The 18340-nt window shown below is 70.8% G+C and carries 19 protein-coding genes; 7 read left to right on the top strand and 12 right to left on the bottom strand.

The features are described 5' to 3' along the window. Nucleotides 1–38: 38 nt before the first annotated feature. Nucleotides 39–1088 carry an FAD-binding oxidoreductase gene (locus VSH64_RS14840; protein ID WP_326836176.1) on the bottom strand — a complete coding sequence of 350 codons (1050 nt, stop codon included), beginning with the start codon at nt 1086–1088 and terminating at the stop codon, nt 39–41. A 91-nt stretch (nt 1089–1179) separates the two neighbouring features. Then, entirely contained in the window at nt 1180–2817 is a 1638-nt protein-coding gene (locus VSH64_RS14835; protein WP_326836175.1) for an aromatic/alkene/methane monooxygenase hydroxylase/oxygenase subunit alpha, read from the bottom strand. Between the two features lie 277 nt (nt 2818–3094). Between VSH64_RS14835 and VSH64_RS14830 the strand changes: the two genes are divergently transcribed. Next, complete coding sequence (locus tag VSH64_RS14830) at nt 3095–4876, top strand: sigma-54-dependent Fis family transcriptional regulator (protein WP_326836174.1); 1782 nt, start codon at nt 3095–3097, stop codon at nt 4874–4876. A 49-nt stretch (nt 4877–4925) separates the two neighbouring features. Further along, nucleotides 4926–5489, top strand: coding sequence for an enoyl-CoA hydratase-related protein (locus VSH64_RS14825; RefSeq protein WP_326836173.1), 564 nt, complete (start codon nt 4926–4928; stop codon nt 5487–5489). Between the two features lie 174 nt (nt 5490–5663). Here VSH64_RS14825 and VSH64_RS14820 read toward each other — a convergent pair whose 3' ends face one another. Further along, nucleotides 5664–6695 (bottom strand): LLM class flavin-dependent oxidoreductase, encoded by a 1032-nt coding sequence (locus tag VSH64_RS14820; RefSeq protein ID WP_326836172.1) that lies wholly within the window; start codon nt 6693–6695, stop codon nt 5664–5666. A gap of 147 nt (nt 6696–6842) precedes the next feature. Between VSH64_RS14820 and VSH64_RS14815 the strand changes: the two genes are divergently transcribed. Then, nucleotides 6843–7364: a L,D-transpeptidase gene (locus VSH64_RS14815; protein WP_326836171.1), complete on the top strand. Its 522-nt coding sequence runs from the start codon at nt 6843–6845 to the stop codon at nt 7362–7364. A 37-nt stretch (nt 7365–7401) separates the two neighbouring features. Here VSH64_RS14815 and VSH64_RS14810 read toward each other — a convergent pair whose 3' ends face one another. The 4 genes from VSH64_RS14810 to VSH64_RS14795 all read right to left on the bottom strand — a co-directional run bounded on the left by VSH64_RS14810 (nt 7402) and on the right by VSH64_RS14795 (nt 10669). Further along, entirely contained in the window at nt 7402–8697 is a 1296-nt protein-coding gene (locus VSH64_RS14810) for an NAD(P)/FAD-dependent oxidoreductase (protein ID WP_326836170.1), read from the bottom strand. 135 nt (nt 8698–8832) lie between these two features. Continuing rightward, entirely contained in the window at nt 8833–9246 is a 414-nt protein-coding gene (locus VSH64_RS14805; protein WP_326836169.1) for a VOC family protein, read from the bottom strand. A 188-nt stretch (nt 9247–9434) separates the two neighbouring features. Next, nucleotides 9435–10220 carry a SigB/SigF/SigG family RNA polymerase sigma factor gene (locus VSH64_RS14800; protein ID WP_326836168.1) on the bottom strand — a complete coding sequence of 262 codons (786 nt, stop codon included), beginning with the start codon at nt 10218–10220 and terminating at the stop codon, nt 9435–9437. After that, nucleotides 10217–10669: an ATP-binding protein gene (locus VSH64_RS14795; protein WP_326836167.1), complete on the bottom strand. Its 453-nt coding sequence runs from the start codon at nt 10667–10669 to the stop codon at nt 10217–10219. Before VSH64_RS14795 ends, VSH64_RS14800 begins: the two co-directional genes overlap by 4 nt. Before the next feature lie 217 nt (nt 10670–10886). Between VSH64_RS14795 and VSH64_RS14790 the strand changes: the two genes are divergently transcribed. Then, entirely contained in the window at nt 10887–11618 is a 732-nt protein-coding gene (locus VSH64_RS14790) for a GAF and ANTAR domain-containing protein (RefSeq protein WP_326836166.1), read from the top strand. A gap of 86 nt (nt 11619–11704) precedes the next feature. Further along, nucleotides 11705–12250, top strand: a complete 546-nt coding sequence (locus VSH64_RS14785) for a bifunctional nuclease family protein (protein WP_326836165.1) — start codon at nt 11705–11707, stop codon at nt 12248–12250. Between the two features lie 231 nt (nt 12251–12481). Here the strand turns inward: VSH64_RS14785 and VSH64_RS14780 are convergent, their stop codons facing one another. From VSH64_RS14780 to VSH64_RS14760, 5 genes are all read right to left on the bottom strand, one after another. Then, a complete protein-coding gene (locus VSH64_RS14780) occupies nt 12482–12670 on the bottom strand; it encodes a hypothetical protein (RefSeq protein ID WP_326836164.1) in 189 nt (62 codons plus the stop codon). Nucleotides 12671–12738: 68 nt separating this feature from the next. Next, nucleotides 12739–13059, bottom strand: a complete 321-nt coding sequence (locus VSH64_RS14775) for an STAS domain-containing protein (RefSeq protein ID WP_326836163.1) — start codon at nt 13057–13059, stop codon at nt 12739–12741. Between the two features lie 280 nt (nt 13060–13339). Next, nucleotides 13340–13768 carry a hypothetical protein gene (locus VSH64_RS14770; protein ID WP_326836162.1) on the bottom strand — a complete coding sequence of 143 codons (429 nt, stop codon included), beginning with the start codon at nt 13766–13768 and terminating at the stop codon, nt 13340–13342. Nucleotides 13769–13871: 103 nt separating this feature from the next. Then, a complete protein-coding gene (locus VSH64_RS14765) occupies nt 13872–14258 on the bottom strand; it encodes an STAS domain-containing protein (protein WP_326836161.1) in 387 nt (128 codons plus the stop codon). 156 nt (nt 14259–14414) lie between these two features. After that, nucleotides 14415–15218, bottom strand: a complete 804-nt coding sequence (locus tag VSH64_RS14760; RefSeq protein ID WP_326836160.1) for an LLM class flavin-dependent oxidoreductase — start codon at nt 15216–15218, stop codon at nt 14415–14417. A 409-nt stretch (nt 15219–15627) separates the two neighbouring features. On the opposite strand from VSH64_RS14760, the gene VSH64_RS14755 reads away from it, so the two are divergent. Together VSH64_RS14755 and VSH64_RS14750 are read left to right on the top strand one after the other, a co-directional pair. After that, nucleotides 15628–17145, top strand: coding sequence for a glycoside hydrolase family 30 protein (locus VSH64_RS14755; protein ID WP_326836159.1), 1518 nt, complete (start codon nt 15628–15630; stop codon nt 17143–17145). A gap of 105 nt (nt 17146–17250) precedes the next feature. Beyond that, nucleotides 17251–18246, top strand: coding sequence for a zinc-binding alcohol dehydrogenase family protein (locus tag VSH64_RS14750; protein ID WP_326837949.1), 996 nt, complete (start codon nt 17251–17253; stop codon nt 18244–18246). The last annotated feature ends 94 nt before the right edge of the window (nt 18247–18340 follow it).

Genomic DNA, 18340 nt, shown 5'->3' with positions numbered 1-18340 from the left:
GTGTGGTGGTCCGCTTCGGGTGGGATCGGCCTGCGGGGTCAGTCCTCCGCCGCGGCCGTGATCGTGAACTTGTCGTAGAAGACCTGATCGGACGGCACACCCAGGCTTTCCAGCAGGGGCAGGGCCGCGTCGATCATCGGCGGCGGGCCGCACAGGTACACGTCGCATTCGGCGATGTCGTCCTCCCGCCGTTCGAGCACCTGCGTCACGAGCCCGGTTTCGCCTTCGCCGTCACCCGGCCAACCTTCGGGAGCGGTGTCGGAAAGGCACGGCACGAACCGGAACTTCGGCAGCTGCCGGGCGAGCTCCGCCATCTCGTCGAGGTGGAAGAGGTCCCGCTCGGTGCGGGCGCCGTAGTAGTACACGACCTCCCGCTCGTTGCCGCTTTCCGCCATCTGCCGCAGCAGCGCCAGGATGGGGGACATCCCGGCCCCGCCGCCGACGAACACCAGCCGCCGGTCGGAACTGACCCGCAGCGTGAACGTGCCGTACGGCCCGGTCACCTCCAGCGGGTCGCCGGCGGACAGGGATCCTTCGAGCAGTGCCGAGAACTTGCCACCGGGGTAGCGCTTGATGATGAACTCGAGGATCCCGTCGGCCACCGTGACGTTGGCCATGGAGAACGAACGGTGCTCGTCCGTGCCCGGGATCTTGATGTCCACGTACTGCCCCGGGTGGAACCGGATGCCCGCGTCCTCGTCCACCTTGAGGCGGACGAGCGAGATGTCGTGGGTCAATTCGGTGATCGAGTCCACCGTGGTCCCCGCCGTGACGACCGGCAGGCCGGACCGGATCATGTCCTCGTCGTAGTTGGTCAGCTCGATCTCGACGTCGGAGTACGCGTGCCCTCGGCAGAGCAGCACGAACCCTTCTTCGCTTTCGTAGTCGGCCAACGCGAACGTGGAGTACCGGTCCATCTGCAGGTCGCCCTCGAGCAAGAAGGACTTGCACGCCGAGCACTGCCCCTCCTTGCAGCCGTGCATGAGCATCACGCCCTGCCGGAAGGCCGCGTCGAGGATGGTCTCGTCCTCGTCGGCTTCGATGTCGATGCCGACCGGTTCGAACCGGATCTTGTGCTTGTCGCCCATGGACACCGCTCCTGGGGATGGGGGCACCCACCGGGGTCCCGGGGTCAGAACCCTCGGAACCCCGGCGGGTTGCCGTTTCGGGGGTGCGGCCTCAGGCCACCGTGACGTTCGGGTTCGCCTTGTACGCGGCGAGGTGCGCCTCGCGCTCGGCGTCCGACATCTTGTTGAGAGCGATGTTCGGGCTGCCGAAGGTGATCCCGCGGACGTCGTTGAGCGTCCACAGCTTCTTCGGGTCGTCGAGGTCGAGGTGCGGCTGCGGGATCAGGGTCTTCCCGTCGTCGCGGACGTAGCCGAGATCGGAGATGATGTCGGCGAGGTCCATGCCGTCGTAGAGCGTCTCCCACTCGCGCTTGCCCGTGAGCCGGCCCATGTTCGGGGTTTCGCGGCCCTCGTACTCGCCGCGGAACGCCGTGGTGTCGGTCCAGGCGCAGGTCTCCGAGCAGTAGGTGCGCCACTGGCCGTCGACCTTCTCGGTCACCATGTCCTCACGGATGAGGGCGGGGACCATGCAGGTCCAGCAGCGGTGCGGGTACTCGTAGCCCACGTTCTCGAACGCGATCGGCTTGTTCTTGCCCGGGTAGCGCAGGCGGTTGTACGCCTCCCACCACTTGCCGAACTGGTTGTACCAGCCCGGGTACTTCGACTCGAACCACTCGAAGTCGGTGTCGGTCATCGGGTCGATGCGCCAGTAGTTCACCGGCCACCCGGTGGCGAAGAACTGCGCCACGCGGTGCACGTAGTGCTTGTTGATGATCCGGTTCCACGCCTCTTCCACGAGGTCGTGGGGGATCTTCAAGCCGTACTTCTCGAGCGGGATGAGGTAGCTGCGGTAGTAGTCGTCGTAGATCCAGCGACGCCACATCTCCGCGTAGCTGTCACGGTCCTTGCGGCGGTCCTTCGTGCCGTACTCGATGAAGGTGCCGATGGCCGCGTCGACCACGCAGTGGTTGTTCCACCACGCGTAGCGCAGGTCGCGCTCGAGCAGCGTCCGGTTGTCCTCGTCCGCCAGCGCCATCAGCAGGATGGAGTAGCCGTTGCTGATGTGGCGGGACTCGTCGGACTGCACGGAGTGGAACACCGTGGGCAGCAGGTAGTCGCCGTTGGCCGCCGCCTCCGAGGGCATGGCGACGAACAGGGTGTTCGTGAACGCGGTCTCGGCCACCACCGTGAGGTAGATGTTGGCCGCGGTGATCGCGTCACCGGTGATGAAGCCCTCGCCGAACTGACGCCCGATGGTGCCGGCGTAGTTGTTCGAGAACGCCTTCTCCGTGATGTCGAACCCGGCGGGGTCGATGTAGTGGTTCATGTAGAGGCGCTTGAGGTTCATCTGGATCGTCGAGTGGCGAACCTCGTCGATCATCTGCACCGCGAGGCCGTTGTGCACCTCGGGGTTCGGCACCGCGTCGATGGCCATCGGCATCGCGCGGGCCGCGGAGATCTCCGGGAACGGGATGATGGACAGGAACAGCTTCTGCCACTCCATCCAGCGTTCCTGGACCTGGCGGAACATGTTGCCGCGGATGGCGCCGTCCATGGCGCCGAACACGCGGTTGTCCTTTTCCTCCTCCATCGGGAAGTAGGACCGAAGGATCTGCTTGAGCGGGTCCTTCTTCGGAGCCTTGTCGAACTTGTAGTCGGTCCCGAAGCGCTTCGCGGGGGTCGCGAAGGTCGGTTCCCACGACAGTTCCGTGATCTTCTTGTGGGCCTTGCTCAGACTTTGTCGACTCACGCCGTGTACCTCCACCTGATCGGTCGTCGGCAGTTCCTGGCTCGGCTTGGTTCGCGCCGCTCGCGGGTTTTGATCCGGTCCCCGGCCACTTGGCCCGCCGGGCACCGGATGCAGCTCGCACGTCGCCGTCCGGATGAGGAGATGACACCGTGAGTACCCTGTGATGGTGGTCTCAATATGAGACAGGCAGTGGTCAGGGCTGCCGTTATGGTGACTGGCACACGACGTCGTGTGCCTGGCCGGGGCGCACGACGCCCTACTGCCGGGAGGTGAGGCTTTGACCGACGCAGGCGCCTCCATTTCGTCGCCGGACCGGCTGGCGAACGCCAGGGAGCAGTTCCTGTCCACGGAGCAGGTCGACGCGGAAAGCGTCCGCAAGACGATCCTCGCTTCGTGGTGGCGATCCCGGACGCACCGGGTCGCCGCCGATCACGTGAAAACCCCCTACGTGGCCGATCCCGACCTCGAGACGCCGCTGCTGCAGAGCGCCGGCGCGGTGCTCGACGCGCTGGAGGACAAGCTCAGCGACCTCGCCGTGAGCGTGGTGCTGACCGACGACCAGGCCCTGGTGCTCGACCGCCGCACGGAGGACCGTGCGCTCGAGCGCTACCTCGACGGTGTGCAGCTGGCCCGCGGGTTCAGCTACGCCGAGGAGTTCGTGGGCACGAACGGGATCGGCACGGCCCTGGAAGGGCGGCAGCCGACCGCGGTGTTCGGCCACGAGCACTACGCGGAGAACCTCGACACGCTCGCGTGCGCCGGCGTGCCCATCCGCCACCCGATCTCGGGCCAGGTCCTCGGGCTGCTCGACCTCACCTGCTGGAAGAAGGACGCCGGCCCGCTGCTGCTGGCCCTGGCCAAGGCGACCGCCCACGACATCGAGACCGAGCTGACCAACCAGGTCGGCCTGCGCGAGCTGAGCCTGTTCTCGGCCTACCTGCGGGCCTGCCGGCGCGGCCAGGGCATCGTGCTCGCGGTCAACAACGACCTGGTGATGCTCAACGACCACGCCCGCCAGCTGCTCGTGCCCGAGGACCAGGCCGCGCTGCTGGCCAGGGCCGTGGAGGCGCTGAGCTCGCAGTCGGACCGCTCGCTGTCGATGGACCTGCCCAGCGGGGCCCGCGCGCGGCTGTCGTACACCCCGGTCTCGAGCGACGTCGGCCCGGCCGGTGGCGTGGTGCGGGCCCGGTTGCTGCAGGAACCCGAGGTGGTGTCCGCCCGCACCGACTCGCGCCAGCCCGTGCTGCCCGGCATCGTCGGCACCGGGGCGCTGTGGGCGCGGGCGTGTCTCTCGGTCGGCCGCTTCGCGCGGGACCGCAAGTGGACCGTGGTCGAGGGTGAACCCGGCAGCGGCAAGCTCGCCGTGGCCCGCGCCGCGCACTCGGGCTCCACGGCCGGCGCGCCGTGCGAGGTCGTGGAGCTCGACGGACTCGGGCCGGGGGAGTGGGAGACGCCGGTGCGGCGGGCGCTGCGCAAGGGCCCGGGCACGGTGGTGTTCCGCCACCTGGACAAGCTTTCGCAGGCCGAGCAGCGCGCACTGGCCGCGGTGCTCGACGAGGCGCGCCTCGACGCGAGCGTGTGGGGCGTCGCGACCGTGACGGAGGGCGAGCAGGACGGCCTCGACACCGACCTGATGCGCCACTTCCCGACGTCGGTCACCGTGCCGCCGCTGCGTCACCACATCGAGGACGTGCGCGTGCTCGTGCCGTTCCTGCTCGCGCAGCTCGGCAAGGGCCCGCTGCTGCACTGCTCGCCGGCCGCGCTGCAGTTGCTGCTGCGCAATGAATGGCCGGGCAACGTCGCCCAGCTGCGGCAGGTGCTGCGCAAGGTCGTGCACACGCGCCGCGCCGGCGTGATCGAGCCGGAGGACCTGCCGCCGGAGTGCCGCACCGTCGTCAAGCGCGTGCTCAACCCGCTGGAGTCGCTGGAGCGCGACGCCATCGTGCGCAGCCTGCTGGACGCCGACGGCAACAAGTCCCGCGCGGCCGGTTCCCTCGGCATGTCGCGGGCCACCATCTACCGCAAGATCCGGGACTACGGCATCGACATCCCGTCGTGAGCGGCGCCCTCGCCGGGGGCGTCGTGATCGGGTGCTGGGAGGACGGCACATGATCGACCTGGAACACGACCACGGCGTGGCCGTGGTGCGGATCCACGAGAACCCCGACTTCGAGATGCACTGCGGGACCATGGTTCCCGAGACGCTCGACCGCATCACCGCGGCGCTGGCCTACATCGGCGGCTCCCACGCGGTCGTCCTCACCGGCGGTGACGACGTGTTCGCCCGCGGCTTCGCGGGCGGCGGCGCGGCCGACCGGCTCGAACGCGCGGTGCTGGCCATCGCGCACCACCCGAGCCCGGTGGTCGCCGCGCTCGGCGGCGACGCCCTGGGCGCCGGCTACGCCCTGGCCGCGGCCGCCGACCTGCGCGTGATGTCGGCCGGCCGGCTCGGTCTCGGCGCGGGCGCGCAGGTGGCGCCCGCGGTCGAGGCGGTGCTGCAGCGCCACGCGGGGCCGGTGTGGCGCACGGTGCGCTCGGGCGAGCGCACGTTCACCCCCGAGGCGGCGTTGGTCGCCGGGCTGGTGGAGACCTGCTGCGCGCCGGCGGATCTGCTCACGGTGGCGGTGGCCCGCGCGGCGCGCCTGGCGGGCGGCGCGAAGCAGTTCTGCTGAGCCGGGCCGCGGTGGAGCGCTCGGTTTCGCCGATTTTTCGTCGCGCTGCGGCCGCCCGGCCGGTTCTCGGTCTCGACGGGTCGCGACCGGCCGCTGCTGTCCGGCGTCGTCGCGCTGCGACCGAGACTTCGGACCCTTGCCGAGCCGTGGCTCAGGTTTGCTGCCCAGGACCGCTCAGCCGAATTCCTTGCGGACCTGCGGCAGCACCTCGGTGCCGAGCAGTTCGATCGCCTTCATCACCTTCGCGTGGGGCACGCCGGACCAGTCCATCTGCATCGCGTAGCGGTCGGCGCCGGTGAGTTTGCCGACGGTGATGAGGCGTTCGGCGACTTCGTTCGGGCTGCCGACGAACAGGGCGCGGGCGCCTTCGGCGTACTGGTCGTACTCGCGGCGCGTCGGCACGGCCCAGCCGCGCGAGCGGGCGCCCCACTTCATGGTCTCGAGCCAGTACGGGTAGAAGGTTTCCTTGGCGTCCTGGGAGTTTTCGGCGAGGAAGCCGATGGCGCCCATGGTCACGTCGTGCTCGTCCTCGGCGTGGTCGCCGGCCGCGGCGGCGCGGCGGTAGAGGTCGACGAGCGGGGCGAAGCGCTCGGGCTCGCCGCCGATCACGGCGTAGACCACGGGCAGGCCGAGCAGGCCCGCGCGGATCGAGGACTCCGGGTTGCCGCCGGTGCCCACGGAGATGCGCAGGCGCCGGCCGTAGGGCCGCGGGTAGATGTGCGCGTCGGTCAGCGGTGCACGGAACTTGCCCGACCAGGTGATCGGGTCTTCGCGGTCGATGCGCAGCAAGAGGGCGAGCTTCTCTTCGAACAGCTCGTCGTAGTCGCCGAGGTCGGCGCCGAAGAGCGGGAACGACTCGGTGAACGAGCCGCGCCCGGCGAGCAGCTCCGCGCGGCCCCGGCTGAGCTGGTCCAGCGTGGTGAACTGCTGGTACACGCGCACCGGGTCCTCGGTGGAGAGCACGGTGACGGCGCTCGCGAGCGTGATGTGCTCGGTCACGCTCGCGGCCGCGGCCAGCACGGTGGCCGGGTTCGAGATCGCGTAGTGCTCGAGGTGGTGCTCGCCCAGGCCGTAGAACCCGAGGCCGAGCTCGTCGGCGAGCTTGATGCGCTCGAGCGTCTCGGCGAGCCGCTGCGCCACCGACACCTGCTCGCCGGTGATCGGGTCGGGCGTGCGGTCGCCGAAGCTGTAGATACCGAGTTCCATGTCCACTTCCTCGCGAGGTCCTGACCCGAGCGTACCGAGATTCGATGACGCGTCAACATTTCGGGTCGGTAGTGTCCGCGGTCACGGACTCAACCTTCCGGACGGCCTGCCCGTTGAGCACGGTGGACCGGAGGACGGGAGTTGTCGATGCAGGCGAAGATCCGCGCGGCGGGGTTGCTGGTGGCCGCGGCGGCCGCGATGACGGCGTGTGCCGCGCCGCAGGCGGCGACCACGCCGACCGCGTTGGCCGAGACGTCGAGTCTCGCGCCGGCCACCACCGTGACCACGCCGACCTCGACGACCCCGCCGCCACCCCCGCCGCCGCCGTGCGCGGTCACGACCGGGGCGTGCGCGAGCCTTTCGCTGCGGCTCGCGTGGCTGCTCAAGGACGGGGTGGTCGTGCACGGCCCGGTGGCGATGGAACCGGGCGACCCGAGCATGCCGACCCCCGTGGGCAGCTTCAAGGTCGCGTGGAAGGACAAGGTGCACACCAGCAGCGAGTACGGCGATTCGATGCCCAACTCGGTGTTCTTCGCGGCCGGCGGCATCGCGTTCCACGCCGGACCGTTGGACAAGCCTTCCCACGGCTGCATCCACCTCACCGACGCCGACTCGGAGGTGTTCTTCGCCGGGCTGCCGGTGGGGGCCTCGGTCGAGGTGACGGCCTGAGAAATCCACTGTGGACCACCAGGGATCCACAGTGGACTCACGGGCGGCGGTAGGGCAGCTCCGGCGAGTCGGTGTCGAGCGGCACGGACGAGCCCCGGACCAGTCCCAGCTGGACGGTCGGGCGCTTGCTCACCGTGGCCAGGGCCCAGCCGGTGGCGGTGCGCAGGCGGTTGCCCGGCATCGCCAGCAAGTGGTACGCGCGGGTCACGATCTTCGCGGGCCAGCCGGACAACGGCAGGTGTAGCGGGTTGGCGGCGGCGCGCCCCGCGCCGAGGTCCACCACGAAGCCGAGGTCGTGGTGGCGGTAGGTGCCGGGCCGGCCGTAGCCGAGCGACGCGGCCACGTTCTGCCCGGCGAGCCGGCCCTGGCGTTCGGCGTGCTGCGCGGTCATCGCCGTGTACTCGCCGGGCCGCGTCAGATCGGGCACGGCGGCGGCGTCGCCGCACGCGAACACGTCCGGCTGGTCCGGCACGCCGAGCTGCGCGGTCACCACCACGCGGTCCTTCGCCGTGGGCAGGCCGACATCGGCCACGAGAGGGTCGGGCCGCACCCCGACGCACCACACGAGCGTGCGCGTGGGCAGGCGTTCGCCGGTGGTGAGCGTGACGTCGCCGGCGGTCGCGTCCTTCACCGACGTCTTCATGAGCACCTCGACGCCACGCTCGCGCAGCACCGCGTCGGCGGTCCGGCCCAGTCGCGGCGAGAGCTCGGGCAGCACGCGGTCGGCGATGTCGAGCAGCAGCCACCGCACGGGCTGTCCGGCGAGCTCGGGGTGGCGCGCGGCGAGGGCGGCGGTGAACGCCGGGCCCTGGGCCGCGACCTCCGTGCCGGTGTACCCCGCGCCCACGACCACGAAGGTGCAGCGCGCGGTGCGTTCGGCCGGATCGTCGCACGCGGCGGCGAGTTCGATCTGGCGCGTGATGTGGTCGCGCAGGTACAGCGCCTCGGGCACGCCGCGGAACCCGTGGGCGTTCTCGGAGACGCCGGGGATCGGCAGCAGCTTGTTCACGCTGCCGGCCGCGAGCACGAGCCGGTCGTAGGACAGCTCGCGGACGCGGTCTTCGGGGTTCGTGTAGGTCACGGTGTGCGCGGCGAAGTCCACAGTGGTCACCGTGCCGAGCACGAGCCGCACGCCGCGCAGGGTGTCCGGGATCGAGACGGTGATCGAGCGCGGGTCGAGCAGCCCCGCCGCGACCTCCGGCAACAGCGGCAGGTAGAGGAAGTAGTCGGTGGGGTTGACCACCACCACTTCCACGTCGTCGCCGGCGATCTTGAGCAGCTTCCTGGCCGCGTGGTAGCCGGCGAACCCGCCTCCCACGATCACGACCCGCATCGCGTCTCCCTTCCCTGCGGCTCCTCGGACCTGCCACGACGGACCTGCCATGACCCTGCGACCGAACAGCATGTGACCGAACAGCGTGCGGCGAGGCGGCGCGCGGTCGTCCGCGCGCCGCCTCGCCGGCGTCGCTCAGCCCTGCGGCTGCGAGATGTTGACCATCCAGCCGATGCCGAACTTGTCCACGCACATGCCGAACTCGTCGCCCCACATCTGCTTCTCGAGCGGTACCGCGACGTTGCCGCCGTCGGAAAGCTTGGCCCAGTACCCGCGCAGCAGGTCGCCTTCGTCGCCGCTGAGGCTCACGGAGATGTTGCTGCCCGGGTTGTGGTCCATGCCCGGCGGCGTGTCGGCCGCCATGAGCGTGAACCCTTTGTCGGTTTCGAGTTGCGCGTGCATGATGTTGTTCGCCGCGGGTGAATCCGGCATGCCGGATTCACCGAAAGTCATCACACTGAGCGTCCCGCCGAACACGTCCCGGTAGAATTCCATCGCCTGCCGGGCGTCGTCGCGGAAGCTGATGTACGGGTTGAGGGTCGAAGACACCGGACACTCCTTCGTCGTTGACGGGAATGAATCCTCGCAGAAGACGAAGGGCCGGACAACGGGGTCGCTCCTGCGGGTGAAGAAGCCGGATTTCCGTAACAGCGACGGCCGGTGGCGGTGCGCGGATTCCCGTTGGTGCGAAGCGATTTCCGGGGTGCTCGGTGAAAAGATTTCGGTTTGTGCTCCGCTCACGGGTCGGTGGTGAGTTTTCCGCGGAGTTGCTCCAGAGTCTGTGACAGCAGGCGCGAAACGTGCATCTGGGAAATGCCCACGCGGTCGGCGATCTGCGTTTGCGTGAGGCCGCCGAAGAAGCGCATCACGAGGATCGAGCGTTCCCGCTGGGGCAGTTCCCGCAGAAGCGGTTCGAGGGCTTCGTGGTTCTCGATGTGCTCGAGTGCAGAGTCCTCCTCGCCGAGGGTGTCGGCGAGCGAGAGGGGTTCCGCGTCGTCGTGCACGGGCTTGTCGACCGACAGGGTCTGGTAGGCGTTGCCGGCGATCAGGCCTTCGTGGACTTCGTCCACCCCGAGGCCGAGGTGCTCGGCGAGCTCGGTCGGCGTCGGCGCGCGGCCCAGGGTCTGCGACAGCGTGCTCGAGCCGTGGCTCAGCGCCAGGTGCAGTTCCTTGAGCCGGCGCGGCACTCGCACGGACCAGCCCGTGTCGCGGAAGTGACGGCGGATCTCGCCCATCACGGTGGGCACGGCGAAGGACAGGAAGTCCGGGCCGCGATCGGGGGTGAACCGGTCGATCGCGTTGATCAGCCCGATGCGGGCCACCTGCACGAGGTCTTCGCGCGGCTCGCCGCGGCCGGTGAAGCGGGTGGCGATGTGCTCGGCGACCGGGAGGAACTCGGTCACGAGCTGTTCGCGCAGGCGCGGGCGGCGCGGATCGTCGGCGGGCAGCGCCGCGAACTCCTCGAACAGCGGCGCCGTGTGGGCGTATTCGTCCCGGCGCCGGGTGGTCGGCTGCTGGCTCACCGGGCCGTCCCCGGGCCCAGTTCGAGGTGGATCGACAGCGTGTTGCCGGCCGAACCGGGGGCCGGGGTGCTGGTGGCCGACACGGCGGCGGCCAGGGTGGTGAGCACGTGCCAGCCGAAGCTGTGGTCGCTCGGCAGCCGGGCGTGTCCGGCGGTGGTCTCGACGGTGATCGCGACGCCCTCGGGAGCCACGCGGAAGCGGCAGGTCATCGTCTCGCCGAAGTCCGCGAGCTCCACGAGCTGCGCGCACGCCTCGTCCACGGCCATCTTCGCGTCGGCGATCGCGTCGAGCCCGTAGTCGGCGCGCGCGACCACCGCCTGCGCCAGCATGCGCACCAGCGGGATCTGCCCGGTCTCGGCGGGCAGGCGCAGCTCCACCACCTCGGCGAGCAGGTCGTCGACCGCCGGCATCCCGTGGCTCGGCGAGCTGCCGGCTGCTTCGTTCTCCATGCCCCCCGCATACCCACTCGGTGCGGCTTCGACACGTCGGTTTTGTCGCTTGCGGCGCCCGGATCGGGGGAGCGGCACCGCTTGTCGGACAGGTGATCGGATGCAGTAATGTCGCGCGAGGACCCGTTAAAGCGCTAGCGGCCAGTGGTGGCGCGCGCCCGGGTCTCGCCTGGTCTGCAGCGCCCTTCAAGTACCCAAGAGAAGGGGCCCGCAAAACATGACCGGCGGCCAGGAACGGCTATCCGCGCGGCTTGACGAAGTCACCGTGGCGATGGAGTCGCTGACCGCGATGCTCGACCACCAGGAACTCGATCTCGGCCAGATGCTGCAGGCGGTCTGCGAGCACGTGGTCCAGGTGGTGGCCGGAGCTGACATGGCCAGTATCACGCTGGTGCGCGACGGGGTCGGGGAGACCGTGGCGAGCACCGACCAGCGCGCGGTGAACTTCGACCGCGAGCAGTACCGCATCGGCGACGGGCCGTGCCTGCGCGCGGCCGAGACGGGCTCGCCCGTGCGCGTCGGGGTCGGTGCGGTGGCCGACCAGTGGCCGCAGTTCGCGTCGGCCGCCGAAGAGCTCGGCGTGGCGAGCTTCCTCGCCGCGCCGCTCACGGTCGACGGCGACATGACCGGCGCGATGAACCTGTTCGGGTTCGGCGAGCACGGCTTCAGCGACCTCGAAGTGAAAATCCTCGAGCTCTACACCGCGACCGTGGTCTTCGGGCTGCGCAGCGCGCGGCGCTACTTCGACGCGCAGGAGCTGGTGGCCCAGCTCAACCGGGCGCTGGGCACCCGCGCCGTGATCGACCAGGCCAAGGGCATCCTGATGGCCGCCCACCGCATCACGGCCGAAGAGGCGTTCCAGCGGCTGGTGAAGCGTTCGCAGGACGGAAACCGCAAGCTCTACGACGTGGCGGCCGAGTTCGTGGCCGCCGTGTCCAGTTTTACCTGACCCCGCCTCGCGCGGGTACGCGTGCCCGCGCGCGACACTGGGTATGTCCCTTCGGAGGGACCTCTGTCCGGAAGCGGGTGAACCACATGGTGCAAGTGCGGGTCCAGGGCCTGGCCGTCGTGGCGCAGGAGGTGGCGCCGGTGGTGCTGCTGCGTGAGGAAACGGGGCAGCGCCGCTGGCTGGCCATCACCATCGGCGCGCCGGAGGCGCAGGAGCTCGCCGCGGCGCAGGAGCAGGTGACCTCGACGCGGCCGGGCACGGTCGAGCTCATTCTCGAGGTGGTGACGGCGTTCGGCCGGCAGGTGACGGGCGTCGAGGTCACGGAGCTGCGCGACAGCATCTTCCACGCCGACCTCGTGCTGTCCGACGGCGTGCGCGTGTCGGCGCGCCCGAGCGACGCCATCGCGGTCGGGCTGCGGGCCCACGCGCCGATCGAGGTCGCCGAGGAGGTGCTCGCCGAGGCCGCGGTGGACGTGACGGTGGCCGGTGGCGAAGACCCGGCCGAGGCACTCGGCGGCGACCCGGCCGAAGGGGCCGAGGACGAGATCCGCCAGTTTCGCGACCTGCTCGACGAAGTCAGCCCCGACGACTTCCGCGACCCCGGCACAGCGGGTCCGGCCGACCGGGAATAGCGATCATCGCCGTTGATGTTGAACGGGATGGTCGAGGCGCTTCGCGGCCCCTTCGCACTCGCGCGGTTCCGCCGCCCGCACGAACGTGCGCCGCGTGACCGCCGAGCGGCGGACAGCGCGCGTCGACCCCGAGACGATGGCCCGCGACCTGGCTCCGGTCGCGGGCCATCCTCGTGCCCGGGCAGGTCGTGTTCGCGCAGCTCGCGCGCCGGGGATGCTCGTGCTCGGGGATCAGCCGCGCAGCTCCGGCGGCTCGCCGTCCACGCCCAGGTCGACCTCCGCGTCGAACGCGTTGTGCTCGTGTCCCCGCACCGGCTGGGCCAGGTCGGTGCCGAGGTCGAAGCCGGCGTGCTCGGCGGCTTCGGCGAGCCCGCGGTCGTCGTCGGACTCGTGCCGATGGTGGTGGTGGCGCTCGATCATCCCGACATCTTCGGCAGCACCGGGCCCGGGGGACAACCAACGGAGGGTGAACGCGCCCGGCTCGCCCCTCAGGTCGTGAGGCGCCGCTGGTCGGGCACGTCGACGGGCGACAGGCCGGCGGCCGCGCCGGGGCGTTCGCAGCCCAGCGGCATGAGCCGCAACAGGCGGCCCGCCGGGTGCGAGTCGCCGGGATCCACGTAGAAGTCGGTGTCGAAGAGTTCGGCCAGCAACTGCAGGCGGCGCAGCACCTTCAGGCCGGCGACGGCGAGGAACGTGGTGCGGCCGAGGTCGACGATCACCACGCCGACCGCGCTGCGGATGCGGGCTTCGACGACTTCTTCGAGGTGGGGGGCGGTGCAGAGGTCCACCTCACCGACCACCTCCACCACGGACGCACCCGGGACGGGGCGGTGGACGTGCAGCTGGAGCAGACCCCGGGGGTCGATTCGGCCGGTCGAGCGGACAGATGCTTTCGTGCGGCGTAGGGCGCTCATGGCGGCCCGCCTCTCATAGGTCGCACCGGGCGACGGCCGATCCGGCCGGAACTCGCTCATCCAGCCGATCGGCGCGCCGACGCTCCCGGAGCGAAGGAAAACACGGCGGCTGGTGGCTCAACCGCACCCCAGGATAGTGCAAGTGCACTAGGCCCGCCAGCCACCGCGCGAGTGGTTACCGCCTGACCTGTCGGCCGGCCGCGATGTAGGCGTTGGAATCGCCCACGAACGAGAACACCACGCCGATCACGGCGGCCACCGCCGAGACGTAGTTGACCCAGTCGCTGCCGTTGTTGCCGGAAACCAGGGAGATGACCTGCAGGGCCGTGAGCACGGTCAGCACGATCCGCGCCCAGTTGCGCCCGGCCCGCAGCTTGAAGACGAACAGCAGGTACAGGAGCGCGATCACGACGGCGATGACCACGGCCACGCCGATCGCGATGTTGGCGGCCAGGTTCAGCTGGTCTTGGCTCAGGTTGCTGTTCGAGGTTCGGACGGTGTCGATGAACTCGTCCCGTCGGCCGAGTTTCAGCAACCCGCCGACGATGCCGATCGCGGCCGAGGCGATGAAGGCCCAGAACGCGACCTGGATGGTGGTCGGCACGGCCGGACGCGGGGGTTCACGGTGGGGTGGCGGGGTGGGCTCCTCAGGGAATCGCGGCATATCGCTCATGGAGGGACATTAGGCCTGCTCCGACGGCCTCGCATCACGACGGAGCGGCGGTCCCCGTGGCGCTGTCCAGGGTGGGGTGGATCTCGAGCACGGTGTCGAGGTGCAGCAGGCTGATCGGGCGCAGCAGGCCGCGCTGGCGCGTGACGATGCGGAACGCGGTGCCGGCCTCGATCGCACGGCCGCGGATGTCGATCAGCGCGGAGAGCCCGCTGGAGTCGCAGAAGGGCACCTCGGACAGGTCGGCCACGAGCACCTCGGGGCGGGCTTCCAGCGCCGCGGCCAGCGCGTCGCGCAGCGAGTCCGACACCGCGGTGTCGATCTCCCCGGCCGCGGTGACCACGGTGGCGCCGGAACCGGTGGCCGTGGTGATGTCCAGCGCGGGCAGCCGGCGCGCGCCGGGCGCTCTGAGGTCGTCGGTCACGACGCGATACCTCCGGGATCACGGGCCCGCCAGGTCACCACCGGCAGCAGGCCCTGGTGCCCGGCGGGTGGCCGGGCACGGTCTGGTGACGGCTGGGTGCTCAACCGTGGTTCATCCGAACTTAACAGTCCGCGACCGGCCCGGCCGGTCCGGCGGTCACCGGCGTGGCGGGCCCGCGTCGACCACCGTGAGCGAAAGCTCGAGCGGGTCGAAGTGGATCAGCGATTCGAGCCACCACGTCATCCCGGCTTCGGCGAGGGCGCCGAGGTCGACGGCCGACGGCTCGTCCCACGCGGGGCTGGCGTTGCCCGCCACGGCGACGTCGAAGGGGCGTCCTTCCGGGCGCACCGCGGAGACCAGCCGGGCGAGCGTTTCCGGCGCCGGCGGGTGGGGGCCGGCGAGCGGGAAGACGCCGTCACCGGCGGCCGCGCGGGCGAGCACCCGCGGGTGTTCGGCCGACAGCGCGGTCCAGACCGGGATCGGGTGGGGTTCGGGCTGGCTCGCGTCGAGGTCCACGGCGAAGTGCTCGCCGCGGTGGCGCACCTCGTCGCCGGCCCAGATCGCGCGCAGGACCGTGAGCGCTTCGTCGAACTTCGCCGAACGCGCCGGCAGGGGTTCGCCGAAGCGGCTGAAGTCGCCGGTCTCGTCGGAACCGAGGCCGGTGCCGAGGATCAGCCGGCCGTGCGAGAGCCGGCTCACGGTCGAGGCCTGCCGGGCGAGCACCCACGGACGGCGGCGCGCCGGGGGAGTGACCATCGGGCCCAGCCGCAGCGTGCTGGTGGCCGACGCGATCGCGCCGAGCGTGGTCCACGGGTCCGCGATCGGCGGCGCGCCGGGCACGACGTGGTCCCACAGGAACACCCCGTCCCAGCCGGCGGCCTCGGCGCGCACCGCCAGGTCGACGAGCACCGCCGGATCGCCGAACGGGCCGAACGGCGGGAGGTAGAGGCCGTGGCGCACCGGGGGCTCCTCGGGGTCGCGGGGGAGGACGAGCCACCTTAACGAGAGCGTGTTCAGGGGGCTGAATTGCCTTGCCGAGCAACGGGATCGGCGGTCCGTCGCCGGGAAAACCCTTCCCCGCGCCGAAGAGTCCCGGCGCGCCGGCGTTCAGCGGGCTGAATCGCTTGCCGGGCAACGGGAACGGCTGTTCGTGGCTCGGGTTGCCGGTGAGTGGCACGGGAAGTGGCCGGACGTGTGGACAATCCGCCCCAACGAAGCCAAACCGGGACGGGGATCTTGTCACCGAGCCCGCGTTTTGGTTGTGTCGGGGCGAACCCCGGTCGCGGCCGCCAACGCGGGCACGGGTTTCCCGCGGCGCCGCTCCGGCGCCGGGTCCGCTGGGTTTTCCCCGTGAAACGAAGGAATCTGCATGCCGCGCTTGCGAAGAGTGCTGTGTTCGGTGACGGCCGCGGCGGCCGCCGTGACCGTGGCGGCCGGGTCGGCGACCGCCGCCTCCGGGCCGCTGATCACGCCGGCCGCGCCGGTCGTGCCTGCCGCGCAGGCCCCGGCCGCCGGGTCGCGGACCGTGCACGAATGGCTCACCAACCCCGGTGACGCCACCCCCGTGGACACGCAGCTGAGCTGGCAGAGCCCGGCCGCCGCGGCGCCCACGACCGTGCGCCTCGACCCGAACGTGAAGTTCCAGACCGTGTCCGGGTTCGGCGCGGCGATCACCGACTCTTCGGCGCAGGTGCTCTACGGCCTCACCCCGGCCGACCGCGACGAAGTGATGAAGAACCTCTTCGACCCGCACGCCGGCGCGGGCATCAGCTTCCTGCGCCAGCCGATCGGCGCGTCGGACTTCGCCGTCGGCCAGGACTACAGCTACGACGACCTGCCGGCCGGGCAGACCGACTACGACCAGAAGCACTTCTCGATCGCCCACGACGAAGCGCAGATCCTGCCGCTGGTGCGCCAGGCGAAGAAACTGAACCCGAAGCTGCAGATCGTGGCGAGCCCGTGGAGCATGCCGGGCTGGATGAAGACCTCCGGCTCGATGATCGACGGCAAGCTCATCGACTCGCCGAAGATCTACCGCGCCTACGCGCTCTACCTCACGAAGTTCGTGCAGGCCTACCAGCGCGCCGGGGTGCACGTGGACTACCTGACCGTGCAGAACGAGCCGCAGGCGCTGGAGCGCAAGAACTACCCGGGCACCGACCTGCCGTGGCAGCAGGAGGCCAAGGTGATCGAGGCCCTCGGCCCCGCCCTGCGCGCCGCGCACCTGGACACCAAGATCCTCGGCTTCGACCACAACTGGAGCGAGCACCCCGGTGACATCGCCTCGCACCAGCGGGCGGGGGAGGACCCGCAGCCGGAGTACCCGTACGACCTGCTCTCGACCCCGGCCGCGAAGTGGCTGGCCGGCACCGCGTACCACTGCTACTACGGCTCGTCCGACGCGCAGACGCCGCTGAAGGCCTCCTTCCCCGGCAAGGACATCTTCATGACCGAGTGCGAGGGCGGCGACTCGTCCACCATCCTCGGTGTGATGCGCAACTGGGGTCGGAGCTCGATCGACTGGAACATCGCGCTCGACGAGAACCACGGCCCGCACCTGGGCGGCTGCGGTACCTGCAACGGCACCATCACCGTGAACTCGCAGACCAAGGCCGTGACCTACAACGACCAGTACCGCGACATCGAGCACTTCTCGAAGTTCGTGCCGCCGGGCGCGGTGCGGATCGCCTCGTCGGTGGTCTACACCAGCGGCAGCAGCACGCCGATCGAGGCGGTGGCGTTCACGAACCCCGACCACTCGACGACCGTGGTGGCGCTGAACAACGCGAAGACGGAACAGAAGTTCACCGTCGTTTCGGGTGAGCGCTCGTTCGACGCGACCGTGGGCGCGGGTGCCACGGTCACGTTCCAGTGGAGCGGCCGCTGACCGACCGGGTGGTGCGGGGCGGCGGACCACCCGCCGCGCCGCACCGCGCGCGGTACGTTCGGGTTCCCGGACGAAGGAGCGGCGATGACGGGACTGCCGGACACGATGTGGTCGTGGCGCGTCACGGCGCCCGGGCCGATCGGCACCGGGCCGCTGGCGCGCTCGTCCGGACCGGTTCCCGAACCGGCGCCCGGCGAGCTGCTCGTGCGGGTGCTCGTGTGCGGCGTGTGCCGCACGGACCTGCACGTCGCGGAAGGGGATCTGCCGGTGCACCGGGCGGCCGTGACCCCGGGGCACGAGGTGGTCGGCGAGGTTGTGGCGCTCGGTGCCGCGGCGGACGAGGCGTTCGCCGTGGGCGACCGGGTCGGGATCGCCTGGCTGCGCCACACCTGCGGCCGGTGCAAGTTCTGCTTGCGGGGCACGGAAAACCTCTGCCCGCAGTCGCGGTACACGGGCTGGGACGCCGACGGTGGGTACGCCGAGTACGCCGTGGTCCCCGCTGACTACGCCCTCGCCCTCCCCGCCGGCTACGGCGACGACGAGCTCGCGCCGCTGCTCTGCGCCGGGCTGATCGGCTACCGCGCGCTGCTGCGGGCGGAACTACCCGAAGGCGGGCGCCTGGGGGTATACGGCTTCGGCGGCAGCGCGCACCTCGCCACCCAGGTGGCGCTCGCGCAGGGCGCCACCGTCCACGTGATCACGCGCAGCCGCGCGGCGCAGCGGCTCGCGCTCGATCTCGGCGCCGCCTCGGCAGGGGACGGACCGCCGCCCGAACCGCTCGACTCCGCGATCCTGTTCGCGCCCGCCGGCGGCCTGGTGCCGGTCGCGCTGGGCGCGCTCGACCGCGGCGGCACCCTCGCGATCGCCGGCATCCACCTGTCCGACGTGCCCGTGCTGGACTACCAGCGGCATCTGTTCCAGGAACGCCAGGTCCGCAGCGTCACGGCCAACACGCGCGCCGACGCCCGGGCGTTCCTGGCGTTCGCCGGCCGCCACCACCTCGAGGTGACGACTCGGCCGTACGCGCTCGCCCACGCCGACCGGGCCCTGGCCGACCTCGCCGCGGGCCGGTTCACCGGCGCCGCCGTGCTGCGGGCCTGACGGGGACTCCTCCGCCGTTCTCGCCTCGCTCGGTTCCCGCGCGGGTGCCGGGCTATCATCGGTAGACGAATCGCGTAACGGCGCTATGACGTAC

The organism is Amycolatopsis rhabdoformis (assembly GCF_035918295.1).
Classification (GTDB): Bacteria; Actinomycetota; Actinomycetes; order Mycobacteriales; family Pseudonocardiaceae; genus Amycolatopsis; species Amycolatopsis rhabdoformis.
This window is presented reverse-complemented; position numbering and strand designations above follow the sequence as displayed.

Coding starts and splice junctions, on each gene's coding strand:
- VSH64_RS14815 (WP_326836171.1), top strand. CDS start 6,843: ATGCAGGCGAAGATCCGCGCGGCGGGGTTGCTGGTGGCCGCGGCGGCC.
- VSH64_RS14820 (WP_326836172.1), bottom strand. CDS start 6,695: ATGGAACTCGGTATCTACAGCTTCGGCGACCGCACGCCCGACCCGATC.
- VSH64_RS14790 (WP_326836166.1), top strand. CDS start 10,887: ATGACCGGCGGCCAGGAACGGCTATCCGCGCGGCTTGACGAAGTCACC.
- VSH64_RS14755 (WP_326836159.1), top strand. CDS start 15,628: ATGCCGCGCTTGCGAAGAGTGCTGTGTTCGGTGACGGCCGCGGCGGCC.
- VSH64_RS14825 (WP_326836173.1), top strand. CDS start 4,926: ATGATCGACCTGGAACACGACCACGGCGTGGCCGTGGTGCGGATCCAC.
- VSH64_RS14795 (WP_326836167.1), bottom strand. CDS start 10,669: ATGGAGAACGAAGCAGCCGGCAGCTCGCCGAGCCACGGGATGCCGGCG.
- VSH64_RS14780 (WP_326836164.1), bottom strand. CDS start 12,670: ATGATCGAGCGCCACCACCACCATCGGCACGAGTCCGACGACGACCGC.
- VSH64_RS14750 (WP_326837949.1), top strand. CDS start 17,251: ATGTGGTCGTGGCGCGTCACGGCGCCCGGGCCGATCGGCACCGGGCCG.
- VSH64_RS14785 (WP_326836165.1), top strand. CDS start 11,705: ATGGTGCAAGTGCGGGTCCAGGGCCTGGCCGTCGTGGCGCAGGAGGTG.
- VSH64_RS14840 (WP_326836176.1), bottom strand. CDS start 1,088: ATGGGCGACAAGCACAAGATCCGGTTCGAACCGGTCGGCATCGACATC.
- VSH64_RS14810 (WP_326836170.1), bottom strand. CDS start 8,697: ATGCGGGTCGTGATCGTGGGAGGCGGGTTCGCCGGCTACCACGCGGCC.